Source organism: Streptomyces sp. CG4 (genome assembly GCF_041080655.1).
Classification (GTDB): Bacteria; Actinomycetota; Actinomycetes; order Streptomycetales; family Streptomycetaceae; genus Streptomyces.
Window position 1 is genome coordinate 1,328,390 of record NZ_CP163525.1, and the last position, 13,959, is coordinate 1,342,348.

The 13,959-nt window shown below is 71.9% G+C and carries 10 protein-coding genes and 1 pseudogene; 4 read left to right on the forward strand and 7 right to left on the reverse strand.

Going from position 1 to position 13,959, the window contains the following annotated elements:
* Positions 1–31 precede the first annotated feature (31 nt).
* On the reverse strand, positions 32–1,843 hold the full coding sequence (locus AB5L52_RS06100; protein ID WP_369362887.1) for an amino acid adenylation domain-containing protein: 1,812 nt from the start codon (positions 1,841–1,843) through the stop codon (positions 32–34).
* Positions 1,844–2,298: 455 nt separating this feature from the next.
* Entirely contained in the window at positions 2,299–2,943 is a 645-nt protein-coding gene (locus AB5L52_RS06105; protein WP_369362888.1) for an isoprenylcysteine carboxylmethyltransferase family protein, read from the reverse strand.
* Positions 2,944–3,249: 306 nt separating this feature from the next.
* Between AB5L52_RS06105 and AB5L52_RS06110 the strand changes: the two genes are divergently transcribed.
* Positions 3,250–3,549: a hypothetical protein gene (locus AB5L52_RS06110; protein ID WP_351022859.1), complete on the forward strand. Its 300-nt coding sequence runs from the start codon at positions 3,250–3,252 to the stop codon at positions 3,547–3,549.
* Positions 3,546–4,082, forward strand: coding sequence for a hypothetical protein (locus AB5L52_RS06115; protein ID WP_369362889.1), 537 nt, complete (start codon positions 3,546–3,548; stop codon positions 4,080–4,082). Before AB5L52_RS06110 ends, AB5L52_RS06115 begins: the two co-directional genes overlap by 4 nt.
* A gap of 69 nt (positions 4,083–4,151) precedes the next feature.
* On the opposite strand, the gene AB5L52_RS06120 is transcribed toward AB5L52_RS06115, so the two are convergent.
* The 5 genes and pseudogenes from AB5L52_RS06120 to AB5L52_RS06140 all read right to left on the reverse strand — a co-directional run bounded on the left by AB5L52_RS06120 (position 4,152) and on the right by AB5L52_RS06140 (position 11,990).
* Entirely contained in the window at positions 4,152–6,536 is a 2,385-nt protein-coding gene (locus tag AB5L52_RS06120; RefSeq protein ID WP_369362890.1) for a glycoside hydrolase family 65 protein, read from the reverse strand.
* A gap of 5 nt (positions 6,537–6,541) precedes the next feature.
* Positions 6,542–6,667 (reverse strand): hypothetical protein, encoded by a 126-nt coding sequence (locus tag AB5L52_RS06125; protein WP_351568163.1) that lies wholly within the window; start codon positions 6,665–6,667, stop codon positions 6,542–6,544.
* Positions 6,668–6,743: 76 nt separating this feature from the next.
* The gene (locus AB5L52_RS06130) at positions 6,744–8,948 is read right to left on the reverse strand and encodes an RICIN domain-containing protein (RefSeq protein ID WP_369362891.1); all 2,205 of its coding nucleotides are present in this window, start codon (positions 8,946–8,948) and stop codon (positions 6,744–6,746) included.
* A 24-nt stretch (positions 8,949–8,972) separates the two neighbouring features.
* Positions 8,973–9,845, reverse strand: a pseudogene (locus tag AB5L52_RS06135) (chitinase); the annotation flags it as partial.
* A gap of 279 nt (positions 9,846–10,124) precedes the next feature.
* Positions 10,125–11,990, reverse strand: a complete 1,866-nt coding sequence (locus AB5L52_RS06140; protein WP_351568588.1) for an ABC transporter ATP-binding protein — start codon at positions 11,988–11,990, stop codon at positions 10,125–10,127.
* Positions 11,991–12,077: 87 nt separating this feature from the next.
* Here AB5L52_RS06140 and AB5L52_RS06145 point away from each other — a divergent pair, with 87 nt between their 5' ends.
* Together AB5L52_RS06145 and AB5L52_RS06150 are read left to right on the forward strand one after the other, a co-directional pair.
* A complete protein-coding gene (locus tag AB5L52_RS06145; protein ID WP_369362892.1) occupies positions 12,078–13,127 on the forward strand; it encodes a YbhN family protein in 1,050 nt (349 codons plus the stop codon).
* A gap of 49 nt (positions 13,128–13,176) precedes the next feature.
* Positions 13,177–13,941 carry a crotonase/enoyl-CoA hydratase family protein gene (locus AB5L52_RS06150; RefSeq protein ID WP_369362893.1) on the forward strand — a complete coding sequence of 255 codons (765 nt, stop codon included), beginning with the start codon at positions 13,177–13,179 and terminating at the stop codon, positions 13,939–13,941.
* The last annotated feature ends 18 nt before the right edge of the window (positions 13,942–13,959 follow it).

The window sequence follows — 13,959 nt, forward strand, 5'->3', positions numbered from 1 at the left end:
GGAAGTGGTACGGCAGGCCGGTGCGCACACCTCAGGCAGTCGGTGCCGTGCCGGGCAGCACGGTGTCGACCTGGCGGGCCAGGGCCTCGACCGTCGCCCCGTCGATCAGCACCGTGATGTCCAGGTCCGTGCCGAATTCCTCGTTGACCTGGCCGAACATGCGCAGCAGGGAGAGCGAGGTACCACCGAGGTCGAAGAAGTCGGTGTCCCGGCCGACTTCGGGCAGTTCCAGGACGGACTGCCAGATGAGCGCGATCCGACGCTCGGTGCCGGTGAGTTCACCGGCCGTGTCCTGCCCGACGGCGACCGGTGCGAGCGCCGCCTCGGCGGTCGGCTCGGGCAGCCGGGCCTTGTCGACCTTGCCGTTGAGCGTGAGCGGCAACTCCGGCAGGACGACATACGCGGAAGGGCGCATGTGCGGCGGCAGGACGGCCGCGGCCCGCTCGCCGAGCCGGGGCGCGAGGACGGCCGCCGGGGTGGCGGAGGCGACATGGGCGACGATGCGCAGGTCCCCAGCTCCGTAGTCGTGGGCGACCGCCACGGCCGCCGACACCTCCGCGTGCTGTACGAGGACGGCCTCGATCTCGCCGGGCTCGACCCGGTAGCCGCGGATCTTCAACTGGTCGTCGGTGCGGCCGAGATAGCCGTGCCCGCCGTCGGGTAGCGCCACCACGCGGTCGCCGGTGCGGTAGCAGCGCAGCGGCGTGCCGTCCGGGCCGGGGACCTCGACGAACCGTTCCTTGTCCAGTTCCGGGCGCCCGAGATAGCCACGGGCCAGCCCCGCCCCGGACAGATACAGCTCGCCCGGGGACCCGTCGGCCACCGGCCGGCCCTGCTCGTCCAGTACATGGAAGCCGAGGTCCGGCAGCGGCACACCGATCGGACTGACACCTGATGCGGCGATGTCGTCCGCGGTGACCGGTCGGTACGAGGCGTGCACGGTCGCCTCGGTGATGCCATACATGTTGACCAGACGCGGCTGTTCGCCGCCGTGCCGGTCGAACCAGCCACGCAGCGCGGCGGGTTCCAGCCGCTCGCCGCCGAACACCACCACGCGCAGGGTGGTCAACGGTTGTTCGGCCGCCTCGTCGACGGCGGCCAGCCGGACGAACGCCGACGGTGTCTGGTTCAGCACCGTCACCCGCTGCCGGCGCAGCAGTTCGTGGAAGGCTTCCGGCGACCGGGCGGACTCCTGCGGAACGACCACGAGCCGCCCGCCGAACAGCAGCGCGCCCCAGAACTCCCACACGGAGAAGTCGAAGGCCGCGGAGTGGAACAGCGACCAGACGTCGTGCTCGTCGAAGCCGTACCAGTCATGGGTGACGTCGAAGAGCCGGACCACATTGCGGTGTTCCACCTCGACGCCCTTGGGTACGCCGGTGGATCCGGAGGTGTAGATCACATAGGCCAGATCGCCTGGGGCAGCCTCGGCGGACGGCTCCGAGTCGGCCGCCGACTCGTCGAGGACGACGACATTGACTCCCAAGTCGCGGAGCGGATCGGCGAGTTCGGCGGTGGTGACGAGGTGGGTGACGCCGCTGTCCTTGACGGTCCACGTGATCCGCTCCTGCGGATAGCCGGGATCGATGGGGACGTATGCGGCTCCGGACTTGAGGATGCCGAGCAGACCGACCGCGAGTCTGCTGGTGCGCGGGACCAGCAGGGCGACCAGGGATCCGGTCCCGGCACCTGCCTCCCGCAGCCGCCGGGCGACCGCTGCCGCCCGGTGATCGAGTTCCTGATAGGTGAGTTCCCGGTCTTCGGCCGTCACCGCGACCCGCTCCGGGAAGCGTGCGACGACATCTTCGAACAGCTCGGTGAGTGTGCGTTCCCCTGATTCCACTCTGATTCAATCCTGTTCGACGGACTGTATCCGGCGCCATGGGCCTGCGAAGTGCCGGTGCAGGCGCGCGCCGTCATGGGGTGATCTTCAGAAAAAGGCGCGCTTGAATACATCTAAGCCTCATGTGCCCGTTCATCATACTACGTGGGCACATTCGGACCACGGAGCTTCATCTTCCCTGGGGATACCTCGAAGACACTCCATCATGGCGTAATACATGCCACACCAAGAGTCGGGATTTCGGGTGAGCCCTGGGCGAACTCCCGCCATCCCGACAGAAGAAAGGGCGGCCATCAAGCCAGTGGCGAGAACTGACCTACTTCGGAATGATCGGCGAATCGGCGAATTGATTCAGCCATTTCGAAGTCCAGCCGGAGATCGTTGAATCCCGCGGTCCGTTTTCAAAGAGACGAGGAGGGTGCAGAGGGCGGGGACTTGGAACCCGGCGTCGCGGATCAGCTCGACGGGACCCCGGGACCGCTCGTGGCCCTCCCCCCGGCGGGGCGTATTCGGGGGATCAGCGCCGGGACCTCGGCGCGGTAGGCGGCGTAGGCGGCGCCGAACCGGCCCGCCATCAGATCGTCCTCGATCCGGACCCGTCGCAGCAGCCAGGGCACGGCGACCACGAGGCACGCTGTCCAGGCGCCGAAGCCGCAGGCCAGCATGGCACCGACGGTCAACCCCAGCAGGCCGGAGTAGATGGGGTGGCGGACCAGCCGGTAGGGCCCGTCCGTGCGCAGCTCATGGTGTTCCTGGACCGTCGGGATGCTGGCCCACATCGTGCCCAGCACCCAGCGGGCCCACAGCAGCAGCGCGGTCGAGGCCAGGGCGAGCAGGACGCCCGGGACCGCCAGCTCGGGCTGCCAGTACTGCAGATGACGCCAGAAGCCCCCGGTGCGTCCGATCAGGGTGTAGAAGACGGCGACGCCCGCGCTCAGTATCAGCCGCAGCGGCAGCGTGCGCCGCAGCCCGCGCGCCCAGCCGCGCACACCTCTCTGGCTCTTCACGCCGAAGTAGACGGCGCCCGTGATCCAGGCCGCGACAAAGATCACCACGCAGGCGACGGTGATCAGAACGAGTGCCGAGTGAAGAGTGCCCATGCCTCAAGACTGCGCCGCGAGGGCGGTCGATCACCACCACCCACGGGTCGATGGAGAGCACCCCGGCTGCCTCCATCCACGGATGGAGAATCCGCCGGCCCGCCAGCCCGCCCCCGACACGCGGACGGGCGACCGGCCCGACGAGCGGACGGGCAGCCGGCCGCACGGGCGGAGCCGGCCGCACGCTGCGCCTCCTGCGGCAAACCCCTTGGGAAACAGGGCAGTTCGGGCGTGTCCCGGACGTGTCGCTGCTAGCCTGCGCGCAGATGCCGGGGCGGGACAGGGAGGAGCTGAACGCCGTGGTCCATGCGTTCGCCGTGTACCGGGACGCCATGCGCGAGGCGTGGGGCGACTGGTGGCTGGCCTGGCCGCTGCTCCAGCAGGTCGCCGTGGGGGACGTCGCACGACCTCGCGGTCGCCGCGGTCCGTGACCTCGCCCGCGGTCTCGGCGAGACGCTGCTGGTCTTCACCGAGCGGGCGGAGAACCTGGTCGACTCCACCCGGGGCATCTGGCAGCTCGTGGACCGCCTCGACAGCCGCGCCGGTCAACTGCCGTCCGGCGGGCTGGACAACGCCGACCCGCCGCCGTACCGGGGGCGGCCGTGAGCCGCCGGCCGTCGGAGCGGGCGGTCGCCGGGCGCACCGTGCTGCTCGCCGGCTGGCTCTTCGCCGACCTGCTCCTCCTGCTGCTCGTGATCGCCCTCGGCTCGCTGCCGCGCGAGCAGCGCACCGGTGCGAAGCCGACGCCGAGCGCGCCGTCCAGTGCACCGCCGAGCACCCGGGCGGCGGAGCGCGGCCTTGTGCTCAAGCCGTGCAGCTTCACCGTGGGAACGGGCAGCGCCGGGTCGGTACCGCAGCAGTTCGGCGCGCAGTTGCGCGGGGCCGGCGTGGCGGACCGTACTGCGGGCTTCGTGCTCTCCTTCGGTACGGCACCGGATCCGGGACCGGGCCAGGACGCCGCCGACAAGGTCAACGCGATGATCACCGACGGCTTCTCCCGCTTCAAGCACGCCCCCAAGCGCGGCTATTGGAAGGGCGGCCCGTCCGGCAAGGTCAGGATCGACGTCTTCTTCCTCGCCACACCCGACGGCGACACCTCGTTCCCGAAGCGCTGCCATTCCTCGGACGACGACAGCTGACGAGGGCGGACCAAGGAGGACCGGTGGCAGATACCGGTCGGTACCGGGCGCTCCGCCAGGAGTGTCCCGTCAGTCGGACACCGCCAGGCGGGCCGTCTCGCCCGGGCCCACCGGGACCACCCGGTCACGCAGGCAGACGTCGATGAGGCCGCGGTCGGAGGCGGGCACGGCGATCTCCAGGAGGCTGCTGCGCAGGCGTAGATGGACGCCCCAGTGGCCGTGGTAGCGGATGGAGAAGCCGTAGGAGGAGAGTTCCGGGAGCGGGACGGGGTCGAGGCAGAGGGCGCCGCCGCGGGTCTCCAGACCGGTCAGTCCGCGCTGGACGAGGTCGAGGGAGCCGGCCATGGCGCCGAGGTGGATGCCCTCGCCGGTGGTGCCGCCCTGCAGGTCGGCGATGTCGCCGCGCAGCGCCTCCTGGACGAAGGCCCAGGCGTCGGCGCGGCGGGCGCGGGCCAGGACCCAGCCGTGGACGAGGCCGCTGAGGGTGGAGCCGTGGCTGGTGCGGTGCAGATAGTGATCGACGGTCGCGCTCCAGGTCCGCTCGTCGAGGCGGTAGCCCAACCGGTGGAAGAGGGAACGGAGTTCGGACGCCGAGAAGAGGTAGCCGAGCATCAGGACATCGGCCTGTTTGGAGGCCTTGTACCGGTTGACGGTGTCGCCCTCCGCCTCCAGGATCCGGTCCAGGCGCCGGATGTCGTCGTACCGCGTGCGGTAGCCGTGCCAGTCCAGTTCGGCGAGGTCGCCGTAGCCCTCGAACTGGCTGATCACCCCGTCGTGGAAGGGCACATGGAGGGTGCGGGAGACCTCCTCCCAGCGGGCGGGCTCGTCCTCCTCCAGGCCGGCGCTCTCGATGAGTTCCTGGCGGCGCGGCTCGGGCAGGGCACCGAGCAGTTCCAGGGTGCGGGTGAGCACCCAGGCGGCGGTTACGTTCGTGTACGCGTTGTCGTCCAGGCCCGGTGTGTCCGCGCCGGGGTAGGCGTCGTGGTACTCGTCGGGGCCGACCACGCCGCGGATGCGGTGCCGGCCGGTCCGGGCGTCGTAGTCGGCCGAGTCCGCCCAGAAGCGGGCGATGTGCAGCAGCATCTCGGCGCCCTCGCCGTGCAGGAAGTCGATGTCGCCGGTCGCCTCGCAGTACTGCCAGATGTTGTAGGCCACCGCGGAGCCGACGTGGTGCTGGAGCCGGGAGTGGTCCGGCAGCCAGCGGCCGGAGTGGGGGTTGAGATGGAGCTGCGGGGTCTCCTCGCGGCCGTCGCTGCCGCTCTGCCACGGGTAGAGCGCCCCGCGCCGGCCCAGCTCGCGGGCCGCCTGGCAGGCGGCGTCCAGCCGACGGTGCCGGTAGTGGAGCAGGGCGCGGGAGACCTCGGGCAGGTGCAGGTTGAGGTAGGGCAGGACGAAGAGTTCGTCCCAGAAGACATGGCCGCGGTAGGCCTCGCCGTGCAGGCCTCGCGCGGGGACGCCGACGTCGAGGTCGGCCGTGTGCGGGGAGAGGGTCTGCAGCACATGGAACAGGTGCAGGCGCAGGATGCTGCCCGCCTCGCCGGGGACCTCCAGCACGGTGCGCCGCCACAGCTGCTCCCACGCGGTGGCGTGCGCCTCCAGCAGCGCGTCGACGTCGGGGGCGGCACCGACGTGGTCGACGGCCGCCTCCAGCGGGTCGCCGATGGCGGGGTCGTGCGAGGTGTACAGGGCGACGGTCTTGTCGACGGTGACGGTACGGCCGGGCGCCGGACGCAGCCTGAGGTGCTGGACGGCCCGCTCCGGCTCGTACACCGCCGTCACCGGCGCGTCGGCCGTGAGCCGGGCGGCGAGGCCGCATTCGATGCGGGAGGTACGGGTGTGGCAGCGCAGCCAGACCGTGCCGGGTGCGGCGGTGCCGGTCCGTACCTGGGTGAGGTGCCGGCCGTCCAGGTCCAGGTACCGGGCCACCCCGGAGTTGGTGACCCGTCCGTCGAGCGCGGCCTCCACCTCCAGCTCGACCTCGTCGCCCACGCCGAACGCGTCGCCTTCGACGGTGAACTCCGTGCGCAGCGCGGCGAGATGAGGGTCGGCCATGTGGACGAGGCGCAGCTGGCGCACATGGAGGGTGCCGCCGTCGGGCAGGCCGTAGCCGGTGCGGCGCTCCAGCAGCCCGGGGTCGAGGTGGAGGACCTGGTGGTGCTCGGTGACGGGGGCGGTGTCCGGGGTGAGCCAGGCGCCGCCCGCCGGGCGGAAGCGCAGCGGCAGCCAGTTGGGCAGGTTGACCATGTCCTCGTTCTCGACCCGGTGTCCGGCGACCTCGGAGGTGAGCCGGTCGTAGCAGCCGGCCGCGTAGGTGCCCGGGTAGTGGATGTCGTCCGCGGCGCACTCGGGCAGCGCCCCGCGGGTGGCGAAGTAGCCGTTGCCCAGGGTGCACAGCGACTCCCGCAGGCGCTCCTCCTCGGGCCGGTAGCCGTCGTACTCCCAGGTCGGCCCCACTCCGGTCACCCCCCGGCGGGCAGCCCGAGCCGCCCGGCGAGGACGCGGCGCGCGGTCGTGCCGCCCCGGCCAGGGGTGCACACGGTGAGCCGGTCCCCGTCCCTGTGGGCCGTGCCGGTGTGCGGCTCCATGGGCTGATTGTGCAGCGGCGGCGGCCGGGGGGTGACATCGAGAGGGGCCATACAGGTGACGCGGACCGGCCCTCACTCACGGGTAGCGGACCAGGTCCGCCACGTTGGTCGAGGAGTTCGACGGGCCTCCGGTGCCGTTGATGACGTGACTGATGGTGCCGGTGCCGCCGAGGGAGACGGTGACCATGTCGGTGAAGTTCACGTTCGGGCTGTTCGGCGCCTCGATCGCCCGGTCGGCGGCGACGCTCGGGTCGGCGTTGAAGTAGCAGTAGCTGCCGAGGCCGTACGCCTGGTGGCTGGTGACCGAGTCGGCGACCTTGTAGGCGGCGTAGCCCTTCGTGGAGCCGTTCGTCCAGGCGGACTGGTTCGGTGGGTCGTAGGGCATCTCGTTCTGGAAGAAGTAGGTGCGGCCGCCGTTGCCGTTCCAGATCACCTGGTACTTCTGGAAGTGTTCCACGAACAGGCCGTACATGGTGACGTCGTTGCCGTTGACCTGGAGCCCGGTGTCGGCGGTGTTGCTGGTCCAGCCGACTCCGCTGCCGTGGTCGGCGCGCCAGATCCACATGTGGTCGCCGATGACGTCGTTGCTGTTGACGACGAGGCCGGTGGCCGCCTTGCCGACGCCCGCGCCGCCGATGCGGAAGTAGACGTCGTGCAGGGAGGTCGGGTCGGCCGCGTGGGAGGCGGTGGAGCCGGCCGGCCCGACCTCGACCAGGGTCTTCGAGCTGGTGGTGCCGGCGTCGAAGAGCAGGCCCGCGATCTTGACGCCGTCGACGTCGCCGACGGACATCGCGGTGATGCCGCCCGCCGGGACGAAGGTGGCGAGCCCGAGGCCGAGGACGACCGTGTCGGGGCGGGTCACCTTCAGGGTCTGGTCGAGGTGGTAGACGCCGGGCGTGACGAGCAGGTTCTGCCCGGCCGCGAGGGCCGCGTTGATCTGGGCGGCGGTGGCGCCGGGCTTGACGACGTAGAACCGGCTCAGCGGCAGGGAGCTGCCCTGCGGGCTGCCGCCCGCCCAGCTGGTGGCCGTCGAGCCGGAACGCGGCGAGGGCACGAACACCTGGTAGTTCCCGGAGCCGTCGACGTACAGGAACGGCTTCTCGCGGGTGACCGGGCTCTGCGCGACGGTGGTGTACGGCGGGTTGGGGAAGCTGGTGTCCGGCACACCCTGGCTGCCGACGAACACCATGTTCCAGTTGGCCCCGGTCCAGCCGCCGAGCTGGGAGTTGCGGGTCAGCCACTGCTGCTGGGTGCCGGAGGCGACCTGCCCGTCGACCTTGCTGTCGGCGAGGTAGCCGCCGGAGGACCAGCCGCCGTCGTCCAGGGCGAGGTTGCCGCGCAGATGCATCCGGCGGTACGGCGCCGCCTGCGACACCGCCCAACGGTCGCTGCCGCCGGTGGGGTTGACGGAGAGGTTCTCGGCGCCGCGCCAGAAGTTCTGGGTGGCGTTGCCCTGGAACCAGTCGGCCTCCGCGTGCACGGCGCCGTTGACCGAGACCGCGTCCGGGGTCAGGCCGAGGCCGAGGACCTGGGTGTAGAAGCCGACGTTGACGTCCGCGCTGTAGGCGCCGGGCTTGAACAGGACGGCGTAGCGCTGGGCGCCGAACTGGTTGGTCTCCTGCTGCTTGAAGATCGCGTCCAGCTTGCTCTGGATGGCCGAGGACGACATCGACGGATCGAAGACGACGACGTTCGGGCCGAGGTCGGGGTCGCTCGTGGACTGGGTCACGGGGACCACCTGGAAGCGCTGGGCGGCGGTGCCGTTGCAGGTGTACTGCGCGAACCGGGTGCTGTCGGCGAGCGAGGCGCCCGGATCGTCCAGGCACTTGCCGCTGTTCTTGTTGACGAAGTGGAAGGCGCCGCCGCCGTCGTCCACGGCCTGCCACTGCTGGCCCGCGCCGCCGCCGTAACTCCACAGCTGGATCGGTGCGTTGTCGGCGGTGGAGACGTCGGTGACGTCCACGACCTGGCTGGTGTCGTTGCGGTTGTCGATGTGGACGGAGCCGTTGCCGGCGTCGGTGAAGCGCCACTCTTGGGCCGTGGTGCCGTTGCATGCGTACTGCTGGACGGCGGTGCCGTTGGCGGTGGCCGCGGCCTTGGCGTCCAGGCACCGGCCGCTCGCGGCGTTGATGACGGTCGCGTAGCCGCTGGGCAGGGCGGTGGCGGCGTGCGCGGGCGCGGCCCTGAGCAGGGGCGTCGGCGCGGCGGTGAGCACACAGGCGGCCGCTGCGCCGGCCAGGGCGACCAGGGCGGATCTACGGCGGCGGGAAAGGCGGGGCACGGGGTTCTCCTTTGCGGGCCGGGGTCAGCCGGTGTAGCCGGCGAAGACCCGGGTGTAGTCCCAGTCGGACTGGGCGACGCCGGAGCAGCTGTCGGCGGGGCCGCCGGTGCACGGGCGGTCGCGGTTGGCGGACCAGAAGGTGAGCCGGGCCAGGTGGTGCGTCTGCGCGTAGCCGAGGATGGTGCGGAAGTCCTCCACCGTGACCGTCTCGTCGTTGTCGGTGATCCCGTTCATCGAGGAGATGCCCATGTCCCGGTAGGCCTGGTCGTCGTTGTAGCCGTACGCGGACTTCAGCGCGCTCTTCAGGCCCTCGGCGGCCTGCGTGGTGAGGTTGCCCATGTTCTGTCCGGCGCCGCCGAAGTCGAACGGCATGATGGCCCAGGCGTCCACGGTCAGCCCGGAGGAGGCGGCCCGGTCGATCAGGCTGGTGTCGGGGCCGGACTGCCCGGTGCCGATGGTGATGTACACCTTCAGGCCGGGATTGCCCGCCTTCACCGTCTTCAGCGCGTCCACGGTCCGCTGCTGCACGGTGGCGTCGCCGTAGGCGTCGGCCTCGATGTCGATGTCGATCGCCTTCAGGCCGTAGGCGTCGATGACCTTCTGGTAGGCGCCGGCGAGTTCGCCCGCGCTGGAGCAGGAACTCTCCAGCTTGTTGCCGCTGTAGCCGCCGAAGGACGGGATCACGTCGCCGCCGTCGGCCCGCACGCTGTCGACCGTCTGCTGGTCGACGCCGCCGGTCAGCGGGCGGCTGCCGTCCCACTGCGGGTCGCAGGAGCCGTTGCTGAGCACGAAGGCGAGGGTGAACCACCGCACGCCCGTGGCCCGGGTGATGGTGGTGGGGTCCGGCGGGCTGCCCCAGCCGTTGTACAGGTACGGCGCGACGGCCATCGGCGCGGACGGATCGGCGCCGGTGGCGGCCTGGGCGGGGGAAGCGGTGAGCAGTCCGGCAGCGAGCGACAGGACGGCCGGGGAAAGGGCTGCGGGGAGTCTGGCCATGTGGGGGGGGGTGGCCTTTCACGTGGGGGCGGTCCAACGCCCGCGAACAGATGGGGCGTTGTGGTGTCCGCAGGCTTTGTTTAAGGCGTGAAGCTAAAGGTCCGGACCAGTGGAGTCAAGAGAGGAGACAGCAAACGCGCCCCGGAGGGGCGCGTGGCTGCGTCGAAGCGGCGGGCCCGCTCAGGCCGTCGGCGCCTCGTCGAACTGCGTCCGGTGCAGCTCCGCGTACCGCCCGTCGGCCGCCAGGAGCGATTCGTGGGTGCCTCGTTCCACGATCCGGCCGGACTCCACGACCAGGATCTGGTCGGCGGCCCGGACCGTGGACAGCCGGTGGGCGATGACCACGGCGGTACGCCCCTCCAGGGCCTCGGCGAGAGCCTCCTGGACGGCCGCCTCGGAGGTGTTGTCGAGGTGGGCGGTGGCTTCGTCGAGGATGACCACGCGCTGGCGGGCCAGCAGCAGCCGGGCGATGGTCATGCGCTGGCGTTCGCCGCCGGAGAGCCGGTAGCCGCGCTCGCCCACGACCGTGTCCAGGCCGTCGGGCAGGGACCGTACGACCTCGGCGAGCCGGGCCCGGCCGAGCGCCTCCCAGAGGTCCTCGTCGGTGGCGCCGGGCCGGGCGAGGAGGAGGTTGGCGCGGACGGTGTCGTGGAAGAGGTGGCCGTCCTGGGTGACCATGCCGAGGGTGCCGCGCAGCGAGCCGGCGGTCAGGTCGCGTACGTCGACCCCGCCGATGCGGACGGCGCCCGCATCGACGTCGTACAGGCGCGGCAGCAGCTGGGCGATGGTGGACTTGCCGGCGCCGGAGGAGCCGACGAGGGCCACGGTCTGGCCGGGTTCGGCGCGGAAGGAGACGCCGTGCAGGACCTCGGAGCCGCCGCGGGTGTCGAGGGCGGCGACCTCCTCCAGGGAGGCGAGGGAGACCTGGTCGGCGGCCGGGTAGGAGAAGCGGACGTCGTCGAACTCGACGGCGACCGGGCCCTCGGGGACCTCGCGGGCGTCCGGCTTCTCCTCGATGAGCGGCTTGAGGTCCAGCACCTCGAAGACCCGCTCGAAGCTGACGAGGGCGCTCATCACCTCCACGCGGGCACCGGCGAGCGCGGTGAGCGGGGCGTACATGCGGGTCAGCAGCAGGGAGAGCGAGACGACCGAGCCGGCCTGCAGGGTGTGGTGCAGCGCGAACCAGCCGCCGAGGCCGTAGACGAGGGCCAGCGCGAGGGCGGAGACCAGGGTGAGGGAGGTGATGAACACCGACTGCGCGGTGGCCGTGCGCACCCCGATGTCCCGGACGCGGGCGGCGCGTGCCGCGAACTCCGCGGACTCCTCCTCGGGGCGGCCGAACAGCTTGACCAGGGTGGCGCCGGGGGCGGAGAAGCGCTCGGTCATCCGGGTGCCCATGGCCGCGTTCAGCGCCGCCGCCTCCCGCTGCATACGGGCCATCCGGGTGCCCATGCGACGGGCGGGCAGCACGAACACCGGCAGCAGCACCAGCGCGAGCAGGGTGATCTGCCAGGACAGCGTGAGCATCACCGCGAGGGTGAGGACCAGCGTGACCAGGTTGCTCACCACGCCGGACAGGGTGTTGGCGAACGCCCGCTGGGCACCGATCACATCGTTGTTGAGACGGCTGACCAGCGCGCCCGTACGAGTCCGTGTGAAGAACGCGACGGGCATGCGCTGCACATGATCGAACACAGCCGTCCTGAGGTCGAGGATGAGTCCCTCCCCGAGCGTCGCCGACAGCCGCCGCCCGAGGATGCCGAGCCCCGCCTCGGCGAGCGCGACCAGCGCGATGAGCAGCGAGAGCCGGACGACCCGGCCGGAGTCGTGCCCCGCCACGATCGCGTCGACGACGTGGCCGGCGAGCACGGGGGTGGCCACGGCGAGCAGTGCGGTCACCACCCCGAGCAGTACGAACCGGACGATGCCCGCGCGGTGCGGGCGGGCGAAGGCGGCGATACGGCGCAGCGTGGCGCGGGCGAACGGACGGCGCTCGGACTGCGCGGTCATCACGCTGTGCAGCTGCGTCCATGCAGTGGTCTCCATGCTCATGAAGGAGAACGTAGAACCTCAAGCTTCGTTGAGGTCAATGTCCGTCTCATTTCACCCTCGCTTCCTCCAAGGCCGACACCGATGACCACAGCCTGTAAGCCGGAGTCCCCGCATCCGACATCCGCCGTTGGGGTGGCGCGGAAAACCTCTGCGAATGTGACTGCCGTCCCGCATTCCCCATGGCCCCGGGGACGACTCCCCCGTCGCGTCCCCGTCCGCCAGGTGCTGTGTCTGGTGCCGCTCGCGCTCGTCGCCGTGGTCGCCGTACGCAACCGCGCGCTGCTCGCCGCGGGCTTCGGCCAGCTGCGCACCGCCTCCTGGCCGTGGCTGCTCGCGGCGGCCGGCGCCACCTGCCTGACCTGGGTGGCCGCCGCGATCACCCGGCAGGGCGCGGTGGTGCAGCCGCTGCCGAAGGCGCGGCTGCTGGCCACCCAGTTCGCGGCGGCCTCGGCCAACCATCTGCTGCCCACCGGGCTCGGCGCGGGCGCGGTGAACCTGCGTTTCATGACCGTGTGCGGGGTCCCGCTGGCCCGTTCCTCGGCCGCGCTCGCCCTGTATCTGCTGGCCGAGTCCGTGGGCCGGCTCGGTCTGCTGACCGCTCTGCTGCTCGCCTTCCCGGACGCGCTGCGGCTCGGCCCCCTGCTGCCGGACGGCTCGGCGCTCCCGCTGCTGCTGGGCGCGGCCGGTCTGCTGGCGCTGGCGGCGGCCGTGGTGGCGCTGACCCGACCGCTGCGCCGGCGCGTGGCCGCGTTCGTGCGGGACGCCCTCGGCGAGGCGCGGTCGGTGCACACCCGGCCGGCCCGCGCCCTGGCCCTGTGGGGCGGCTCGCTGGCCTTCCCCGCGCTGCAGGCGGCCGGTCTCGCCGCGGTCGGCCAGGCGCTGCGGCTGCCGGTGCCGGTGCCGCACATGGTGCTCGCCTACCTCGCGGCGACCGTCGCGGTGGCGCTGGTGCCCACTCCGGGCGGCCTGGGTTCGGTCGAGGCGGCGCTGATCGTGGCGCTGGTCGCGGTGGGCGGCCCGGCCGCGGTCGCCACGGCGGTGGTGCTGGCCTACCGCATCATCACGGTCTGGGTGCCGCTGGTGCCGGGCGCGTTGACGCTGGGGGCGCTGGTCCGCTTCAAGGTCATCTGAGGCACAGTGGCCTTCCGTACCAGAAGAAGGCCACACCGAGGAGGGCCCCGTGCCGGTTCGCGTGGAGCGCAAGGAGTACGTCATCACCGTCGTCCTCTCCCGGCCGGCGGCCCGTAACGCGGTCGACGGGCCGACGGCCGCCGAACTCGCCGCCGCCTTCCGGGAGTTCGAGGACGACAACACCGCCCGGGTGGCGGTGCTGTGGGGCGAGGGCGGCACGTTCTGCGCGGGGGCGGACCTGAAGGCGATCGGCACGGACCGCGGCAACCGGGTGGCGGAGGACGGCGACGGGCCGATGGGGCCGACGCGGATGCGGCTGTCGAAGCCGGTGATCGCCGCCGTCGCCGGGCACGCGGTGGCGGGCGGGCTTGAGCTGGCCCTGTGGTGCGATCTGCGGGTCGCGGAGGAGGACGCCGTGTTCGGGGTGTTCTGCCGCCGCTGGGGCGTCCCGCTGATCGACGGCGGCACGGTACGGCTGCCCCGGCTGATCGGCACCAGCCGGGCCATGGACATGATCCTCACCGGCCGGCCGGTCCCGGCCCGCGAGGCGCAGGAGATGGGGCTCGTCAACCGCGTGGTGCCGACGGGAAGCGCCCGCGCCGAGGCGGAGGCGCTGGCGGCGCACATCGCCGGCTTCCCGCAGGCCTGTCTGCGCAGCGACCGGGCGTCGGTCCTCGACCAGCAGGGGCTGGACGAGGAGACGGCCCTGCGCGGTGAACTCCGCCATGGCGTGGGTGTGTTGGCCGAGAGCGCGGACGGCGCCGCCCGGTTCGCCTCCGGGGCCGGCCGACACGGGTCCTTCCGGGATCTGTGAACCGGTTCCGCCACCGCC